We start from the raw sequence: 17756 nt of genomic DNA, 5'->3' as shown, positions 1-17756 counted from the left end.
GCAATGAAAAAGTTTTTGTTTCAGCTTTTAATTGTTGTTTGCCCTTTTGCTGCAATGGCGCAAAATGAGGTAACTTATAGCCAATATATGTTCAATAATTTGTTGGTCAATCCAGCATACGCAGGTTATAAGGAAGATATTAACATCAACTTATTGAGCCGTAATCAATGGGTGGGTATAAAAGGAGCACCAACAACGCAATCTTTAATAGCCGATGGCGCTTTTTTTAACAATAAAAATGTAGGCTTAGGTCTATCTATTTTAAACGATAGGGTTGGTATCCAGGGGCAAACGGCTATCATGGCTAATTACGCTTATCGGTTACCGGTAGGGCAAGAAGGCCGTTTAAGTTTTGGTGTAGGTGTAGGGGCTATACAATTCTCTTTAAATAGCGATAAGGCTATTGTTGGAGATATAACCGATGCTACTTTTAGTGGTACGCAAAACTATCTATCACCCGATGCCAAATTGGGTATACATTACAGCGACGATGTATTTTACGCTGGTCTTTCGGCAAATAACTTGTTAACTACGGCACTTAACAAAAATAATCAGCAGGCTAGGTTCGTGATTTTGCCACCTATCCACATTTTCTTAACAGCGGGAGCGATAATAAATGTTAATGAAGATGTTAAAATGAAACCCTCAGTTATGCTACGTGATGACCCTCAAAGTATGGGTAATTTGGATTTAAACGCATCTTTTTTGTTTAAGGACGTGCTCTGGCTTGGAGGGTCTTATAGGGTGGGTGTTGATATGTGGAAAAATACTAACAATTTAAATCCAACTTTTCAACAAAATTCGCTTGTTGGATTAGTTGAGGTTTTTGTTGCAAAACAGTTTCGCATTGGGTATGCTTACGACTATAGCTTGTCTGGCCTAAAGTCGTACTCATCTGGAAGCCATGAAATATCATTGGGCTTCACTATTGGAAATAAAAACTACAGAAACAGTGCTTTAACTACTCCGCGGTATTTTTAACGCAGAGTTTCTATGAGATTAAAAAAGTTTTTCAGGGTTCTTACTCTTTTCTTGTGTATTTATCTACTGCCTTCCGTACTTTTCTCTGATGATATTAAGGAAGCTGATAAACTTTATAAGCAACTCGATTACAAATATGCCTTAGAGATTTACGAAAAAATCATGAAGGCTAATCCAAACATGGAAGTTGCTCAGAAAATTGCCAATTGCTATCGTTTTATCAATAATACAGAAGCCGCCGAAGTTTGGTACAAAAAAACGATTGGTTATACCGATGCTGCTGCGGAGAACTATCTTTATTTGGCAGAAGCGTTAAAGCAAAACGGAAAATTTGATGAAGCTGCTGCAAATTTTATTGCTTGGGGCCAGAAAAATCCAGCGCAAGCTAAAGAAGCTGAAAAGCAAGCTAATATTTGCAGTGTGGCTAAAACATGGTCAGAAAACCCAGACATTGGTGCACAATTAGAAAATGAAATAGGTTTCAATTCCGAAAATTCTGATTTCAGCCCAGCGAGATTTGGATCAAATATCATCCTTATTTCAGATAGATGGCAAAAAAATAAAAAAGGTGAAGAAATTTACGGTTGGACTGGCAATCCATACTTAAAAATCTATAGTGCTTCTGCTTCATCTAAACAAGTAGATATTCTAAAAGGAACAATCAATAAAGGTTTTCATAGCGGACCTCTTGCTGTTTATCCAAGCTTGGATACGGTTATTTTCACTAGAGCGGTAATGTCTGCCAATAAAAAAATGAAGATTGGCGACACTGGTAAACAATATTTGTTGGTAGCTGTGAAGAAAGGCGATGAGTGGGTAGCGAAAGAGAAATTGCCGTTTAATGAAGAAGGTTTGTTTTCTGTTCAACATCCGGCTTTATCTCCAGATGGTAAGGTATTGTATTTCGCTTCTGATATGCCTGGTGGTTTAGGAGGAATGGATTTGTACTACAGTGAGAAATTGCCAAACGGCACGTGGTCTAAACCTTTAAATTGTGGCGATCAGGTGAATACTCCACAAGATGATGTTTTCCCTACCGTTAGGCAAGATGGTAAGTTCTACTTCGCTTCTAAAGGCCATATTGGCATGGGAGGCTTAGATGTATTTTCTGCTGTTGGTAGTAAAAACAACTTCAAGGAGGTAGAAAACTTAAGAGCACCGCTTAATTCTCCAAAAGACGATTTTGGTATTTTATTTAACAACGATTTAAAAACTGGATATTTATCGAGCAATAGAAACGGAGGTGTAGGACTAGACGATATTTACAGATTTACGACTGGTATCAAAGCTGAGCCGAAATCGCAAATTTATGCGGTAAACGGATCTGTGGTAGAAAAAGGAACCAATGCACCGATTGCTGGTTTAGAAGTTTTATTGATTAACAAAGGTAATGGCACAGAGACTAAGGTTTTCTCTGATGCGCAAGGTAAGTTTGCATTCACCTTAGAAAAGGAAACAGACTACATCGTAAAAGGTAACCCACAGCAATATTTTACCACACAATCTGGAGAAATATCTACTAAGGGTATTAATCAGTCTACGGTTTACGATATTAAGTTTGAGCTAGAGCGTTCTAAAGATGTATTTACGGTAAAACTCAACAACATCTTCTACGATTTCAACAAATGGAATATCAGAAGAGACGCCATTTCTGATTTGGATAAAGTGAACGATTTTATGGCCAGCATGCAGAATGTGCGCATGGAATTGGTAGCGCATACAGATGCAAGAGGTACCGCTGCGTACAATCAGATCTTGTCTGAAAAACGAGCTACAAGCGCTATGGATTATTTAATTAACAAAGGTGTACCTGCAGATCGTTTAAGCGCCATAGGCAAGGGTGAAACAGAGCTACTGAACGAGTGTAGTGATGGCGTTAAATGTACCGAAGCGCAACATCAATTGAACAGACGTACAGAGTTTAAAATTGTGAAAGTGACGCCGGTTGTAGCTATGGCAAAAGTAACTAAACATCAAATGAACTAATCAACACACAATAACCTATTGTAAATCCTTTTCGATTTTTGGAAAGGATTTTTTTATGCGGTGTGTTGCCTAGTTAAAACTTACGAAGTTTCAAAAACTTCGTAAGTTTCATAGCAGTTTGATTTTAACCCAACAACTCTAGCACCTGCGCTGTAGAATTTTTGGTGTCTACTTTTTTAATGATATGCGCAATGTTGCCTTCTTCATCTATTACAAAAGTAGCTCGGTTAGTACCCATATATTTTTTTCCATACATGTTTTTCTCGCCCCAAACGCCATAGGCTTCTACAATTTGCTTGTCGGTATCTGCCAATAAAGTAAAAGGCAAGCTGTGTTTGGTAATAAATTTCTGATGCGATTTTTCATCATCTACGCTTACACCAAGTACTTCAATACCTTTAGCTTGTAAACCTTGGTAGTTATCTCTAAAATCGCAAGCTTCTGCGGTACAGCCTGGCGTGTCATCCTTTGGATAAAAATATAGCACTACTTTTTTGCCTTTAAATTGCTCTAAAGTAACGGTATTGCCATTTTGGTCTTTTGCAGTAAAAGCTGGTGCTTTGCTGCCTTCTTGTAATGTGCTCATTTTGGTTAACTGTTTTATAAAGTATAATCGGTTAACTGTACAAATCGATTAACCAGTTTTGCGATTAATCGATCAAACAATTATTTATAAAATTCTATTGCGTATCTTTTGGTATTGTCCTTCATGTCAACAACAAGCAACTCAAAAGTATGTTTACCTACGGGAGTTCTTTCGTCGAAAGTATGCCAAAGGTTGGCCGTTTTTGTGTCAAATTCCATTAACACCCATTTGCCATCAATATAGCCATTAAAGCTCTTAATGCCTGATAAATTATCGCTGATCCTGAAATTCATTTTGCTTAGGCCGGCCATGTTTTTGCCATTGGCGATATTTACTGGGACAATGTTTGGTGCGATAGTATCAATGGCGATGAAAAAACTGCCGAAGTTACGAGGCTTAGCTTTTACCCAACCGTTTTCAAAATATCCTCCTTGAGAAGAACGACTACTGCTTACAATTAAGGCTTTGCTTTGGTGCTTGATGATCGAACTGTCTGCTTTTATCCAAAGCTCAAAACCTGTGTGTAATGGCGTGAGGTTATTGTGGATGTGGTGAATCTCGGAAAAGGCATTCTGCTGCGGCTTTGCTGTCTTCTTGTACTGAAAATTGAAATCGTTGTACAGCGTGCCTTTCGGTAGAATAACCTTTACATCCTCTTGGTTAAACTCATTTTGTTTATTGTAGCTGAAGTTGGTTCCTATTGGAGGTTCCGGTGTGTTGATCACAGCTTTTGGGTCAGCAAATACATTAAACGCTAAAGTAGTTTTATTGCCCCTCGCATCGCTAATGGTATATTTCACTTTGTGCGTTTTTCCGTCATTAAAGTTGATACGACCATTGTTCACCAAATTGAAATAGATAGGTAAAGGATTTCCTGGGTCTACAAAACTTTTTTGGATGCTTTGTTTCGTACGGAGATAGGTTGGATAATCGATATGAGCATTAATGGCTTTGCTTACATCGAAAGTAAATCTTTCCAAAGCAGAGGTGTAAATTTTAATGTCATCAACTTCTAGTTCTATTGAATATGCACCGTTATTACCAGAAGCACCGTTGTGTCTGTCGTTCACTACAATCCCAAAACCAACTTCGCCACTTAAATTGATGGTGCTAACTTGGTTAAGCTTGTAAATGCCTTTACCGCCAGCTACTTGAAAGTATTGCTTTGGCGTAAATTCGTTAAAAGGTTTGCCATTTAGGCGATAGACATACATGGCATGTATAATCGGAGGAACGTCATCTGATATGCTAATGCCCAACAATTGCGGGTTTATTGTGGCTTCGGTTTTGGTATCACGAATTTCGAAGTGTAGGTGCGGACCGCCAGAGCTACCAGTATTTCCAGTATAGGCAATTACTTCTCCTTTTCTAACGGGTATCAAATCTGCCGAAGGAAACTCATCTATCTCATAAGAAGTTTTTTTGTATTGGATGTTTTTTACAATTTGCGCAATTTTTGGATTAAACCTCGATAAATGCCCATAAACCGTAGTATAACCGTTTGGATGGTTAATGTATAAAGCCAATCCGAAACCGCTGTTCTGCACTCTCAATCTCGAAATGAAACCATCCGCTGGTGCGTAAACTGGATAGCCAATGCGCTGATTGGTTCTAAAATCGATCCCAGAGTGAAAATGGTTAGAACGCAATTCTCCAAAAGATCCTGCCAAAGCTGGCGGTTCAATATCTAAGGGTGAGCGGAAATCTGTTAGCGGATAAGTGAAGTTGCTGTATGTTTTTTGCGCTTTTAGAGGTGTGTAAACTGAAATGAGTAATAAAAGGAAAATAATATAATTGCGCATCAAATTTATTTTATATCAAAATTAAGTAGTTGTTTTTCTTCTAGCCAAGCTTCCAATTTGTCGCCTTGGTTTACTTTGCCCACACCTTCTGGAGTGCCCGTGAAAATTAGGTCTCCTTTTTTTAAGGTGATGTATTGCGACACAAAAGAGATGATCTTTTCAAATGAAAATAAAAGGTTGGCCGTGTGTCCGTTTTGCTTGCTCTCGCCGTTTTTCTTCAATTCAAACCTCAGGTCGTACATATCTTTATAATCGTTCTTTGGTAAGAAATTGCTGATTACTGCAGAGTTATCAAACGCTTTTGCTAATTCCCAAGGCAGTCCTTTTTCTTTGTGCTCGCTTTGGATATCTCTTGCTGTAAAGTCAATACCCAAACCAATTTCTTCGTAATAGTTAGAAGCAAATTTCTCGGCAATATGTTTGCCCTCTTTACAAATTTTAAGTACTATTTCTAGTTCATAATGTACATCGTTAGAAAATTCTGGAATGTAAAAAGGCTTATTGTCTTTTAATACCGCGGTATCGGGTTTTAAAAATATGATGGGTTTTGAAGGGATCGCGTTGTTAAGTTCTGCGGCGTGTGCGGCGTAGTTTCTGCCAATTGCAATAATTTTCATATAGCAAAAATAGGGTATTTTTTTTGGTTAGTTGTTGATTTGGTTAATCGGTTAATTGTTTATTCAGTTAACCAGTTCAAACGATTAACCGATTTAAACACTTAACCCAATTACAATACCGATATCCTTTTAATTACAGGCTCTCCACCCGCTACAATGCGTAGAAAATAAATTCCAGAGTTTAGTTTAGCAGGCATGTTGTAGGTTTTGGTATGCTCGCCATGTTGAATACGTTCGTTAGCAAGGGTCACAATATCATTACCAAGTAAATCAGTAATTTTGATAGACAAACTGGTTTCCTTTTCTAAGCGAAGATTAATGTTTAATTGGTCTACAACCGGATTTGGATATATTTTTAAAACATTGAGTGTTTTTCCATCTTTTCCCTTCGTGCCGTGGTCTGTATTGTTACTGCCAGAGTTGATGTTGTAACTAGGCCTGTAAGTTTGTACGCTGCCTTTAATTACAGGAATACGACTTACTGCTTTAGCTTTAGGTCTTACAGAAAATTTAGTGGTATCGGTTTTTTGGGCGAAAACAGTGCCGCATAACAGCAACAGCATCATTATTAAGGATGCTTTAATGCCATTGAGCGTTATTTTTACTCTGTCTGTTTTCATTAAATGCTTCACAAAAATATAAATATTTAAACAAAAAAATCAAACAAAAAGTTGAAGGTTTATATTATTTAACAATATTTAACAGAGATATAAAATGATTTGGTTTTAGGGCGAGATTTTAAATTTTTAGCTTTTCGAATCAAATCAATTTTAATCTTGAATATTTATGTAATTTTGCTTCAAAATATTATTACGTGTCAAGTCATAAAAACGTTAATGCCCTTACTGCCGGAGGGTTATTATTAACACTAGGTATAGTGTTTGGCGACATAGGAACGTCGCCTCTTTATACATTAAAAGCCATTTTTAACATCGCGTTAGCGAAAATTCAGGTAAACGGACAATGGGTTACTCCTGCGCTAGACGAAAAGCTAGTTTTAGGCGCTTTATCCTGTATTATTTGGACGCTGACTTTGCAAACGACCATCAAATACGTGATCGTTACCTTGCGTGCCGATAACAAAGGTGAGGGTGGAATTTTTTCGCTTTACTCTTTAGTGCGTAAAAAAGCAAAGTGGCTGGTTATTCCTGCAATTATTGGCGGTGCTGCCTTACTTGCCGATGGAATGATTACACCAAGTATTACTGTTACCTCTGCTATTGAAGGTTTAAAATTGAAGTTTCCAGAGCTGTCAATACTGCCTATTGTACTTGCTATCGTGACCGTACTCTTTGTGATACAACAGTTCGGTACCAATTTAGTAGGCAAACTTTTTGGACCAATTATGCTATTGTGGTTTTTGGTGTTGGGCGGTATTGGTTTTATCCAAATAATTGATAGCCCTTTTGTTTTAAAGGCGCTTAACCCTTATTATGCGTTCGATTTATTGCGAACTAACTCAAAAGCATTGCTCATTTTAGGTGGTGTTTTCCTTTGTACAACAGGGGCAGAAGCATTGTATTCTGATTTGGGCCACTGCGGTAAAGCAAATATCCGTGTTGCTTGGGTTTTCGTAAAGCTGATGTTGATATTCAACTATTTAGGTCAGGGTGCTTGGATTTTAAATCACGCTAACTATAATATCGCAACAACAAATCCATTTTTCGAACTCGTGCCAGCTAGTATGGTGCTGTATTTGGTAGGCTTGGCCACACTTGCTGCGGTAATTGCTTCGCAGGCAATGATATCGGGTTCTTACACGCTCATTTCGGAAGCGGTAAGGCTCAACTTATGGCCAAAAGTGAGAATCAACTATCCTAGTGTACAAAAAGGACAGCTTTACGTGCCATCTATCAACTGGATACTTTTTGCCGGCTGTATCATCATCGTTTTGATATTTAAGGATTCGAGCCGCATGGAAGGTGCCTATGGTTTGGCAATTAACCTTACGTTCTTAATGACCACCGTTTTGGTTGCTGTATATATGTTGCGCAAAAAGTTTCCGATGTATTTAATCGTACTGTTTGTTTCGGTTTACATGGCGATAGAATTAGCCTTCTTAGTAGGTAACATGTCTAAATTTACGCACGGCGGATGGTTTGCTCTTTTAATGAGCTCGGTGTTGTTAAGCGTAATGTGGACTTGGTACTCGGCTCGTAAAATCAAAAATCGTTTTGTGAAGTACGTAGAAATTGACGACTACTATGATATCATCAAAGAATTGAGTAGCGATATTTCCGTACCTAAGTTTTCATCTCAATTGGTTTATTTAACTAGTGCCAACTTTAAGCAAGAGATAGAGTCTAAAATCATTTATTCAATAATACAAAAAGAGCCTAAACGTGCAGACGTGTATTGGCTGGTACACGTGGATGTAATGGACGAGCCTTACACCATGGATTACAAAGTAGAATTTTTAATTCCTGGTAAACTGATCAGAATAGATTTTAAACTTGGTTTTAGGATTGAGCAACGTGTAAACTTACTTTATCGTAAAGTGGTTGAAGAATTAGTGAAGAATGGCGAAGTGGATATTACAAGTCAATATGCATCTTTAAATAAACATAAAATAACTGGCGATTTTAGGTTTGTACTTTTAGAGAAAACCATGAGCAAGTTTACCAATTTGAGCTTCTATGAGGAAACCATTATGGATTACTATATGCTGCTTAAAAAACTAAGTTTATCTGAAGTAACCAGTTTCGGCTTAGATTCTAGTTATGTTGATGTAGAAAAGGTACCGTTAATTTTTGTAAGTCCAGATGATGTTGAGTTGCACAGGTTGCCGGTTTAATTGGCCCCTCTCTGCCTTTGGCATCTCTCCCCAAAGGGGAGAGAAACTGAAATTGAAGGTAGTGAGATTTTACCACAACTTGAGAACTTAGCTTAGTTCAAGATCTGCAAAATCAGCGGTTTAAATCTGCGAAAATCAGCGTGGACATTTTAGCAACCAATGAGCTAACGAACCAATGAGCTAGTGAACTAATGAACCAATGAACCAATGAACGATCTAACTACTTCGTCCGTAAATACGTATCAACCAAGAAACAAACAGCAAAAACAACTGAAGCATAACCGTTGGTGGTTGCAAAGGCTCTATCAACCTTACTGATGTCGTTAGGTTTTACCAAGCGGTGCTGATAAACTAACATAGCGCAGAAAAAAACAACTCCAGCATAGTAGGTCCAGCCAAAATCCATGAAATAAATAGGGCTGATAACGCAAGCCGCAGAAAGTACGTGCAAAAACGAAGATAGTTTGAGTGCATTTTTCCTGCCCAATGCAGACGGGATAGAATGTAGTTTTTGAGAACGGTCGAAATCTTCATCCTGCAAAGCATAAATGATATCGAAGCCGCTTACCCAAAACAATACTGCAAACGAATACAACACTGGTACGATACTAAAATGACCAGTTACTGCAATGTAGGCGCCAATAGGAGCTAAGCCCAATCCAACACCCAAAACCAAGTGGCAAAGTGCCGTAAAGCGTTTGGTGTAGCTATAAAAGAGTACCGTGAAAATTGCTATTGGCGATAAATAAAAACAAAGCGGATTGATTAAATAGGTAGTAGCTATGAACAATACGCAGTTAATAATCACGAAAGTTAAAGCCTCTTTAGCAGATATTTTTCCAGCGGGGATATCTCTTGTTGCAGTACGTGGATTTTTAGCATCGATATCTCTATCTAAATATCTATTGAAAGCCATTGCCGCATTACGGGCGAACACCATACAAAGTACAACTGCCAATAACAAATACCAATTAAAAGGATTGCTGGTAGTGGTTACACCCAAGAAAAATCCAATAAATGCAAACGGCATTGCAAATATGGAATGCGCAAATAATACAAGGGAGAAGTATTTCTTCATTTAATTAACGAGGTATAATTGTAGCCTTTGAGCGAAATTTTGTCTATTTTTCTGGATTGCTAGCAGCATAGAATTTTGGATCTATAACCGGTTGTACAAAATCTTGGTTTACTTCCTGAATGAATTGTAACAATTTCTCCTTTCCTTGCCCATTCTCAGAAGAAGTAACAAAAAATGGTGGAACTTCTTCAAACCAGCCAAGCAGTGTTTTATTAAATTTGGCTACGTTTTGGTCTGTTTTCGGTCCAGATTGTTTATCCGATTTAGTATAAACTAGCGCAAAAGGAATTTGGCATTCGCCCAACCAAGAACAAAATTCCAAATCAATTTTTTGAGGTTCTAATCTGCTATCAATTAACACAAAAACGCATTGCAGATTTTCTCTCTTGGTAAGATATGCCCTAATGAATTTCTCCCATTTCTCACGGCTGCTTTTCGAAACTCGTGCGTATCCGTAACCAGGTAAATCTACAATGTACCATTTCTCATTCACTAAAAAATGGTTAATCAACTGCGTTTTTCCTGGTTTTTGCGATGTTTTCGCTAATCCCTGTTGGTTAACCAACATATTGATTAGGGACGATTTACCAACATTAGAACGTCCAATGAAAGCATACTCAGGCATATCTGGTAGCGGCAAAGCCGATACTTTTGTATTACTGACTACGAAGGTTGCAGATTTAATAATCATAAGGCAAAGGTAGTGTTTTGTTACGATTGGTTAATTGTTTAAACCGTTTAAATTGGTTAATCGATTAACTTGCGTGCAGTTAATCAAAGTCCAGGGTTAGCAAGTTAACCAAAATTCATAGTTGTAAATAACCGATTAACCAGTTAACCAATTCCTACAGTTAACCAAAATAACCCTATCTTTGCCGAAGCATGAATCCACAAATTACTCCTTATTCTGGTACCGAAACAAAAAAAGAGCAGGTAGCCAGCATGTTCAATAATATTTCGGGCACTTACGATTTTCTTAACCATTTTCTTTCTTTGGGGATTGATATCATTTGGCGTAAAAAAGCAATTAAAGAACTTTTAACTACTAAACCTCAAAAGATTTTAGATGTAGCTACTGGAACGGGAGACTTTGCATTTGAATCGATCAAGATCTTGAAACCACAACAAATCATTGGTGTAGATATTTCGGAAGGAATGTTGGAAGTAGCAAAAAAGAAAATAGCCGATAGAAACCTAGGTCATGTTTTTTCTGTACAAAAAGGAGATTCTGAGGGCTTGCACTTTGAGGATAATACTTTTGATGCTATCACTGTTGCATTTGGAGTGCGCAACTACGAAAACTTAGAAAAAGGATTGGCTGATATGTTGCGTGTGCTGAAACCAGGAGGTAAGGTGGTTGTTTTAGAGTTTTCTAAACCAAAGGTTTTTCCGGTTAAGCAACTGTATCACTTCTATTTTAAATATGCTACACCATTTTTTGGAGGTTTATTTTCGAAGGATAAAAAAGCTTACGCCTATTTAGAAGAATCGGTACAGGCATTTCCAGATGGTAAGAACTTTACCAACCTCATGGAAAAAGTTGGCTACCAACATACCAAACACCGTTCGCTTACGTTTGGAATTAGTGCCATCTACACAGGTATTAAATGAAGAAAACCTTACTAATTCTCTTATTTTCTTTCATCACGTTTGCGCTTAAGGCTCAAAATTGGGGCGGCGGTATAGATCAGCAGGATTTTAACTGGGGATTTAGTTTCCAATACATAGCATCAGAATATAAGATAATTAGAAGTCCTAACTGGCGTGATGTCTTTCTAGATTACGAACAGAATAATATTCCAATTACAGATCAGCTTAATTCGATAAGCTCACCGCTATCTGCAGGTTTTGGGATAGGTTTTGTTGTGAATTTAAGATTAACCAAGAATGTAGATTTACGGAGTACACCAACTTTGGTGTTTAATGATAGGTTAGTAGATTATCAATACGCATTGCCTTCGGTAAACGGTCCGTCAGATTTTGTTGATGGCAAAACACAACAAAAAGTCTCAGCTACAATGGTAGAATTTCCGCTCGGAATTAAACTGAAATCTGAAAGAAGGAAGGATTTTAGGGCATATTTGTTACTCGGTGCAAAATATTCGATGGATTTAGCTTCTGGCAAAAAAGCAAACGACGATGATAAGGCGCTTATCTACAAAATTTTGAAGAATAAAAGGAATTTTGGATCTTATGAAGCTGCAATAGGCTTCGATCTCTATTTCGAATATTTTAAAATGTCGCCCGAATTAAAAGTTAGCCATTCGTTTGGAGATATCTTAAAGCATGAAAACCACCCATTTGCTAGGCCAATTGAAAAGGCTATTTTAAGGAATTTTACTTTTAGCTTATTTTTCGAGTAAAGCCACATAATTGTGTGTGTCTACAAAAAGTATAACTTTGTGCCAAACGCAAATTGAATAATGGCTAAAATCGCATTAATTACAGGAGCTACATCTGGTATTGGGGCAGCTAGCGCAAATACTTTTGCCGCCGAAGGTTATGATTTGATCTTGATTGCCCGCCGAGAAAATTTGTTAGATGCACAAGCGCAGCAACTTGTAGAAAAACATGGTATCAAAGTGAAAAAAATACAGGCTGATGTAAGGGACAAGGAAAACATCAACTATGTTTTAGAAACTTTGCCTGCCGAGTGGAAGAATGTTGACGTGCTAGTGAACAATGCAGGTTTGAGCCAAGGTTTAGATCCGATAGATAAAGGCGATACGGAAGATTGGGATAGGATGATTGATACCAATATTAAAGGCCTGCTTTACGTAACCAAAGTGGTTTCTAGTTGGATGGTAGAGCGCAAAAAAGGGCACATCATTAATATTGGTTCTATTGCTGGTAAGGAAGTTTATCCTAACGGTAATGTATATTGCGCAACCAAGCATGCGGTAGATGCGCTTAATAAGGGAATGCGTATCGATTTGCTGCCACATGGTATTAAAGTTACTGCAATTAATCCGGGTATGGTAGAAACAGAATTTTCTATTGTACGCTTTAAAGGCGATGAAAATAGAGCTAAAAAGGTATATGACGGATTAGAACCATTAATTGCCCAAGATATTGCTGATGCCATTTGGTATGTAGTAAGCAGACCAGCGCATGTAAACATCAACGATATGCTGATTATGCCAACGGCGCAAGCTACCGGCACCATCGTAAAAAGAAACTAATAAGGTTAACTGTATAATTGGTTAATCGGTTAACTGTACCTTGCCAGCGATTAACCAGTTAACCGATTTTAACAATTAACCATTTTAGACAGTTAACCAAGTAAACAATTAACCATCATAAAATGATTTCAACAAACATAGATCAAGAAATAAAACAAGCAATGTTAGCTAAAGACCAAGTTAAGTTAAGAGGCCTTAGAGCTATCAAAGCTGCGTTGCTGTTAGCAAAAACAGAAAAAGGACAAGCCGAAGATATCAACGAAGAAGCTGAAATAAAAATTTTACAAAAGCTTGTTAAGCAACGTAAAGAATCTGCAGATATCTATAAAACGCAGGGAAGGGAAGATCTTTACCAAGTAGAGCAAGAAGAGATAGATGTGATCTCTAAATTTCTGCCTAAACAAATGGAAAGAGCCGAAATAGAAGCGATTATAGCAAAAATTATTGCCGAAACGGGTGCTGCTTCTGTGAAAGAAATGGGTAAAGTAATGGGCTTGGCAAATAAAGAATTAGCTGGAAAAGCAGAAGGTAAATTAATTGGTGAAATCGTAAAAAGCCAGCTGTCTTAGTCTTTCTACAATAAACTAAATAATAAAAATGTGATATTATTTCACATTAATTGCATTTACTCTATTAACTTAGTGGCATATACCAAACCGCCATGATTTACAAATCAAGGAGGAATAACTAATCATGGCAGCTTCACCACCATTGAAAATAAAGTTAAATAGGTGAAAAAACATACACAATAATATTTATGAATTACGAAGTAATCGAACAAGAGGGTTTCAAATATATAGAGGTTGGGGAAGGAGAACCTTTAGTGTTACTTCATGGTTTGATGGGAGAATTAAGTAACTGGGAATACGCTATTGAGAAATTTAGAAGCAAATATAGAGTCATCGTACCCATATTGCCTATTTACGAATTACCTATATTAACATTGGGTGTGAAAAGCCTATCTAAGCATTTACATCGTTTCCTTAAATTTAAGAAACTAGAACAAGTTGTACTAGTGGGCAATTCTTTAGGAGGTCATGTTGGTTTAGTATTTACTACAGCGCATCAAGAATATGTGAAGGCTTTAGTGCTTACAGGAAGCTCTGGTTTGTATGAAAATGCATTTGGTGGATCTTTCCCTAAAAGAGAGAGTTACGACTTTATTAGAGAAAAAGTAGAGTTTACGTTTTACAATCCGGCAACGGCAACCAAAGAACTGGTTGATGAAGTGTTTAAAACAGTTAACGACCGAGCAAGAGTAATCCGTATTTTGGCTTTAGCAAAATCAGCTATTAGGCACAATATGGCTAAAGAGCTGAAAAAAATAACCATCCCAGTGTCTCTAATTTGGGGCAAACAGGACAAAGTTACTCCTCCAGATGTTGCGAAAGAGTTTCACGAATTGCTGCCAAATTCTGAGCTAAACTGGGTGGATGAATGCGGACACGCACCTATGATGGAGCAACCAGAAGTATTTAACAGCTACTTAGAAAAATTTTTGGACAGAATTTTGCTTAAATAACAGAAAGGCCGAAAATAGAAAGGCTTAAGCTAGTGACATACTGAAAACTGAGAACTGAAAATGATAGCAGGAGAACTCATATCGAACATTATACCACCTTTACGTACATCAGATACTGTACGCAAGGCGTTGGACCGTATGAACGAGTTCAAAGTTTATCACTTGCCTATCGTAAACGAAATTCAATATTTGGGTTTGGTTTCTGAAGAAGAGCTAATGGAAGCTAGAGATATGGAAATTGCAATTGGCGCCTTACCATTAGCTTTGCTTAACACTTTTACTTTCGAGAATGCTCATGTTTATGAAGTAATTAGGTTATTTAGCGAACTTCAGTTATCTGTAGTGCCTGTTTTAGATCAGCAAAAGAATTACTTAGGAGTGGTTTCCATCAATAGCGTACTTAACTACTCGGCAAATCTTTATTCTGTAAACGAGCCAGGCGGCATCATTGTACTTTCCATCTCCAACAGGAATAATTCTTTAGCGCACATGGCGCAAATTGTAGAAGCTGATAATGCACAAATACTATCTTCTTATGTCAATTCATTTGCCGATTCTACTCGTTTGGAAGTTACACTGAAGATAAATAAAACAGATCTTTCTGGTATTGTTTCTTCATTTGAACGCTACGAATATGAAGTTAAAGCAGTTTTTAATAATAGCAATCACGACGACGGTTCTATGGATAGATTTAATTCTTTCATGAACTATTTAAATGTATAAATAGCCGGATGAAAATAGCCCTTTACGGTAGAGATTTTAATGATAGCGTATTACCATTTGTACAAGAGGTGTTCGACACCTTAACTGCAAAAAAACTTGAAGTAACTGTTTATCGTAAATTTTTCGATTTCATTAAAGATAAAATTAAACTTCCATCGCAAATTTCTACTTTTTCTGGTCATACAGAGTTATTAAGCAAAGCTGATATTTTGATAAGTTTAGGGGGCGATGGTACTTTGCTAGATACGTTGGCTCTGGTAAGGGATTCCCAAATTCCTGTAATCGGGATTAACTTTGGGAGATTGGGCTTTTTGGCAAGTATCAATAAAACTGAAATTCAAGGAGCTATTAATGCCTTAATAAATGGCGAGTATGCTATCGATAAACGTAGTTTGTTGAGTTTAGAATCGAAAAGTGGTTTGTTTGGCGACGAAAATTTTGCTTTGAACGATATCACCATCCATAGGCGAGATGATTCTGCCATGATGATTATCCACGCCTATATGAACGGTGAGTTTGTAAACTCATACTGGGCCGATGGATTGATTATTGCAACACCAACGGGATCTACTGCTTATTCGTTAAGTTGCGGTGGTCCAATCATTTTACCAAGTGCACAAAACTTCGTGATTACGCCAGTAGCACCGCATAACCTTAATGTAAGGCCAATTATAGTTCCTGATGATGTAGAGCTAACTTTTGAAGTAGAGGCTCGCAGTACAAAATTCCTCCTTACTTGCGATTCCAGGACGGAAACCGTAGACCGCAGTGTGAAAATCAGTATCAACAAAGCAAAATTTAATATAAATCTTATCCGCCTTAACAATGAAACGTTTCTAACTACGTTAAGGAATAAATTGCTTTGGGGTATCGATACCCGTAATTATTAGGATGAGTTATAAAAAAACGCTATTAGCCATCATTTTTACTTCGTTTCTGTCTTCAAAATCTAACGCCCAAACTTGGGAAGTAGGTTTGCAGGCGGGTGGCGCTGGTTATATGGGCGATTTAAATCCAACCAATCCTTTAAAAGTAAGCGGATTGCATTTAGGCGCATTTGTCAAAGCAAATTTCGATCCTAATTGGGCACTATCTTTTAATTACAACAATGGAAAAATTAAAGCCGATGATGCAAAATCTAGCAACGAGCAGTTTAGGCAGCGTAATTTAAGCTTCAGCAACAAACTTCACGAAATGAGTTTGATGGTCGATTTTAATTTCTTCGACTATTTTTCTGGCGGAGGATATTCAAGGTTTTCTCCTTATTTGTACACAGGCGTAGGTGCGGTACTTTTCAGCCCTAAAGCTATATATCAAGGTACAGAATATAAACTCGCACTTTACGATACAGAAGCGATTGATTATAAAACCTATGCTTTAACAGTGCCTTTTGGTTTCGGTTTAAAGTATAATTTTAAGAGTAATTGGACTATTATGACCAATATCGGTTATAGAAATGCCTATACAGATTACCTAGATGACGTTGGCGATAAATATCCTGACCCAGCAAATTTCTCAAGTGATCAGTCGGTTAGGCAAATTCAAATTGCATTATCAGATAGATCTAATGAAGTTTTAGGCTACAATATTGGAGGTAAAGACATTCAGCGAGGAGATTTTAGAAAAAGAGATACTTATATGTTTGTAGGTATTGGCATAACTTATACCTTTGTGAGCCAAAAGTGCTTTTAAGATAAAGGCCTCAAAAACAGTAATGGATTTTAAAGATCAAATAGATATTAACCGCTTGCCAGAGCATATTGCAATTATTATGGATGGCAACGGTCGTTGGGCAAAAAACCAAGGTAAATTTAGGGTTTTTGGTCACGAGAGTGGTGTGCTTTCTGTAAAGGATATTGTAGAAGGATGTGTAGAGATAGGCGTTAAATATCTTACTGTTTATGCTTTTTCTACCGAAAACTGGAACCGCCCAATAGAAGAGGTAAATGCCTTGATGGAACTCTTGATTTCGACCATTAACCAAGAAGCAGAAACGCTGAATAAAAATAACATTAAGCTAAATGCCATAGGCGATTTAAAATCGTTACCACAAAAATGTATCGATGACCTGGCTGCTGCAATGGATAAAACCAAAGCAAATACTAAATGTACATTAACCTTGGCATTAAGCTATAGTGCCAAATGGGAAATTGTAGAAGCGGCCAGAAAAATAGCCGAACAGGTAAAGGACGGAAAACTAGCTATCAATCAGGTTGATGAGCAACTTTTTGCTTCGCAGTTAACTACGGTAAACATGCCCGATCCCGAGTTAATGATACGTACCAGCGGAGAGCACCGTATCAGTAATTACCTTTTGTGGCAAATGGCTTATACCGAACTATATTTCACAGAAACACTGTGGCCCGATTTCAGAAGAGAACATCTGTATGAGGCCATTGTAGATTATCAAAAACGCGAACGTCGCTTTGGCAAAATTAGTGAGCAATTGAACTAATTTTTCTTTTAACACTTTTTAACATGAGTT

18 protein-coding genes are annotated in these 17756 nt (G+C 37.4%); 12 read left to right on the top strand and 6 right to left on the bottom strand.

Annotated features, from left to right (window positions below):
- Positions 1 to 3 precede the first annotated feature (3 nt).
- Together REI64_RS16000 and REI64_RS15995 are read left to right on the top strand one after the other, a co-directional pair.
- Positions 4 to 981, top strand: a complete 978-nt coding sequence (locus tag REI64_RS16000; protein ID WP_308851146.1) for a type IX secretion system membrane protein PorP/SprF — start codon at positions 4 to 6, stop codon at positions 979 to 981.
- 12 nt (positions 982 to 993) lie between these two features.
- Positions 994 to 2967: an OmpA family protein gene (locus REI64_RS15995; RefSeq protein ID WP_308851145.1), complete on the top strand. Its 1974-nt coding sequence runs from the start codon at positions 994 to 996 to the stop codon at positions 2965 to 2967.
- A 124-nt stretch (positions 2968 to 3091) separates the two neighbouring features.
- On the opposite strand, the gene bcp is transcribed toward REI64_RS15995, so the two are convergent.
- The 4 genes from bcp to REI64_RS15975 all read right to left on the bottom strand — a co-directional run bounded on the left by bcp (position 3092) and on the right by REI64_RS15975 (position 6592).
- Positions 3092 to 3553: a thioredoxin-dependent thiol peroxidase gene (gene bcp, locus REI64_RS15990; RefSeq protein WP_308851144.1), complete on the bottom strand. Its 462-nt coding sequence runs from the start codon at positions 3551 to 3553 to the stop codon at positions 3092 to 3094.
- 80 nt (positions 3554 to 3633) lie between these two features.
- Positions 3634 to 5355 carry a M23 family metallopeptidase gene (locus REI64_RS15985; protein ID WP_308851143.1) on the bottom strand — a complete coding sequence of 574 codons (1722 nt, stop codon included), beginning with the start codon at positions 5353 to 5355 and terminating at the stop codon, positions 3634 to 3636.
- A 5-nt stretch (positions 5356 to 5360) separates the two neighbouring features.
- Positions 5361 to 5972 carry a fumarylacetoacetate hydrolase family protein gene (locus REI64_RS15980; protein ID WP_308851142.1) on the bottom strand — a complete coding sequence of 204 codons (612 nt, stop codon included), beginning with the start codon at positions 5970 to 5972 and terminating at the stop codon, positions 5361 to 5363.
- Between the two features lie 110 nt (positions 5973 to 6082).
- Positions 6083 to 6592, bottom strand: a complete 510-nt coding sequence (locus REI64_RS15975) for a T9SS type A sorting domain-containing protein (protein WP_308851141.1) — start codon at positions 6590 to 6592, stop codon at positions 6083 to 6085.
- Between the two features lie 194 nt (positions 6593 to 6786).
- Between REI64_RS15975 and REI64_RS15970 the strand changes: the two genes are divergently transcribed.
- Complete coding sequence (locus REI64_RS15970) at positions 6787 to 8766, top strand: KUP/HAK/KT family potassium transporter (RefSeq protein WP_308851140.1); 1980 nt, start codon at positions 6787 to 6789, stop codon at positions 8764 to 8766.
- A gap of 220 nt (positions 8767 to 8986) precedes the next feature.
- Here REI64_RS15970 and REI64_RS15965 read toward each other — a convergent pair whose 3' ends face one another.
- A complete protein-coding gene (locus REI64_RS15965) occupies positions 8987 to 9844 on the bottom strand; it encodes a UbiA-like polyprenyltransferase (protein WP_308851139.1) in 858 nt (285 codons plus the stop codon).
- A 43-nt stretch (positions 9845 to 9887) separates the two neighbouring features.
- A complete protein-coding gene (gene yihA / locus REI64_RS15960; protein ID WP_308851138.1) occupies positions 9888 to 10535 on the bottom strand; it encodes a ribosome biogenesis GTP-binding protein YihA/YsxC in 648 nt (215 codons plus the stop codon).
- Positions 10536 to 10726: 191 nt separating this feature from the next.
- Between yihA and ubiE the strand changes: the two genes are divergently transcribed.
- The 9 genes from ubiE to REI64_RS15915 all read left to right on the top strand — a co-directional run bounded on the left by ubiE (position 10727) and on the right by REI64_RS15915 (position 17726).
- The gene (gene ubiE / locus REI64_RS15955) at positions 10727 to 11455 is read left to right on the top strand and encodes a bifunctional demethylmenaquinone methyltransferase/2-methoxy-6-polyprenyl-1,4-benzoquinol methylase UbiE (RefSeq protein WP_308851137.1); all 729 of its coding nucleotides are present in this window, start codon (positions 10727 to 10729) and stop codon (positions 11453 to 11455) included.
- Positions 11452 to 12207 (top strand): outer membrane beta-barrel protein, encoded by a 756-nt coding sequence (locus REI64_RS15950; RefSeq protein ID WP_308851136.1) that lies wholly within the window; start codon positions 11452 to 11454, stop codon positions 12205 to 12207. Before ubiE ends, REI64_RS15950 begins: the two co-directional genes overlap by 4 nt.
- 60 nt (positions 12208 to 12267) lie before the next feature.
- Positions 12268 to 13026, top strand: a complete 759-nt coding sequence (locus REI64_RS15945) for an SDR family NAD(P)-dependent oxidoreductase (protein ID WP_308851135.1) — start codon at positions 12268 to 12270, stop codon at positions 13024 to 13026.
- A gap of 122 nt (positions 13027 to 13148) precedes the next feature.
- Complete coding sequence (locus tag REI64_RS15940) at positions 13149 to 13595, top strand: GatB/YqeY domain-containing protein (RefSeq protein ID WP_308851134.1); 447 nt, start codon at positions 13149 to 13151, stop codon at positions 13593 to 13595.
- 188 nt (positions 13596 to 13783) lie between these two features.
- Positions 13784 to 14548 (top strand): alpha/beta hydrolase, encoded by a 765-nt coding sequence (locus REI64_RS15935; RefSeq protein ID WP_308851133.1) that lies wholly within the window; start codon positions 13784 to 13786, stop codon positions 14546 to 14548.
- A 60-nt stretch (positions 14549 to 14608) separates the two neighbouring features.
- Entirely contained in the window at positions 14609 to 15271 is a 663-nt protein-coding gene (locus tag REI64_RS15930; protein WP_308851132.1) for a CBS domain-containing protein, read from the top strand.
- An 8-nt stretch (positions 15272 to 15279) separates the two neighbouring features.
- A complete protein-coding gene (locus REI64_RS15925; protein ID WP_308851131.1) occupies positions 15280 to 16161 on the top strand; it encodes an NAD kinase in 882 nt (293 codons plus the stop codon).
- A 1-nt stretch (position 16162) separates the two neighbouring features.
- Positions 16163 to 16963, top strand: a complete 801-nt coding sequence (locus tag REI64_RS15920) for a DUF6089 family protein (RefSeq protein WP_308851130.1) — start codon at positions 16163 to 16165, stop codon at positions 16961 to 16963.
- 1 nt (position 16964) lies between these two features.
- A complete protein-coding gene (locus tag REI64_RS15915; RefSeq protein ID WP_308851173.1) occupies positions 16965 to 17726 on the top strand; it encodes an isoprenyl transferase in 762 nt (253 codons plus the stop codon).
- Positions 17727 to 17756 lie beyond the last annotated feature (30 nt).

This window comes from Pedobacter sp. (assembly GCF_031119335.1).
In the GTDB taxonomy this organism is placed as follows: domain Bacteria; phylum Bacteroidota; class Bacteroidia; order Sphingobacteriales; family Sphingobacteriaceae; genus Pedobacter.
This window is presented reverse-complemented; position numbering and strand designations above follow the sequence as displayed.

Bases quoted from the DNA above. Each gene is read 5' to 3' on its own strand.
- yihA (WP_308851138.1), bottom strand. From the start codon at position 10,535: ATGATTATTAAATCTGCAACCTTCGTAGTCAGTAATACAAAAGTATCG.
- REI64_RS15940 (WP_308851134.1), top strand. From the start codon at position 13,149: ATGATTTCAACAAACATAGATCAAGAAATAAAACAAGCAATGTTAGCT.
- REI64_RS15930 (WP_308851132.1), top strand. From the start codon at position 14,609: ATGATAGCAGGAGAACTCATATCGAACATTATACCACCTTTACGTACA.
- REI64_RS15985 (WP_308851143.1), bottom strand. From the start codon at position 5,355: ATGCGCAATTATATTATTTTCCTTTTATTACTCATTTCAGTTTACACA.
- REI64_RS15945 (WP_308851135.1), top strand. From the start codon at position 12,268: ATGGCTAAAATCGCATTAATTACAGGAGCTACATCTGGTATTGGGGCA.
- REI64_RS15925 (WP_308851131.1), top strand. From the start codon at position 15,280: ATGAAAATAGCCCTTTACGGTAGAGATTTTAATGATAGCGTATTACCA.
- REI64_RS16000 (WP_308851146.1), top strand. From the start codon at position 4: ATGAAAAAGTTTTTGTTTCAGCTTTTAATTGTTGTTTGCCCTTTTGCT.
- REI64_RS15995 (WP_308851145.1), top strand. From the start codon at position 994: ATGAGATTAAAAAAGTTTTTCAGGGTTCTTACTCTTTTCTTGTGTATT.
- REI64_RS15980 (WP_308851142.1), bottom strand. From the start codon at position 5,972: ATGAAAATTATTGCAATTGGCAGAAACTACGCCGCACACGCCGCAGAA.
- ubiE (WP_308851137.1), top strand. From the start codon at position 10,727: ATGAATCCACAAATTACTCCTTATTCTGGTACCGAAACAAAAAAAGAG.
- bcp (WP_308851144.1), bottom strand. From the start codon at position 3,553: ATGAGCACATTACAAGAAGGCAGCAAAGCACCAGCTTTTACTGCAAAA.
- REI64_RS15975 (WP_308851141.1), bottom strand. From the start codon at position 6,592: ATGAAAACAGACAGAGTAAAAATAACGCTCAATGGCATTAAAGCATCC.
- REI64_RS15920 (WP_308851130.1), top strand. From the start codon at position 16,163: ATGAGTTATAAAAAAACGCTATTAGCCATCATTTTTACTTCGTTTCTG.
- REI64_RS15965 (WP_308851139.1), bottom strand. From the start codon at position 9,844: ATGAAGAAATACTTCTCCCTTGTATTATTTGCGCATTCCATATTTGCA.
- REI64_RS15950 (WP_308851136.1), top strand. From the start codon at position 11,452: ATGAAGAAAACCTTACTAATTCTCTTATTTTCTTTCATCACGTTTGCG.
- REI64_RS15935 (WP_308851133.1), top strand. From the start codon at position 13,784: ATGAATTACGAAGTAATCGAACAAGAGGGTTTCAAATATATAGAGGTT.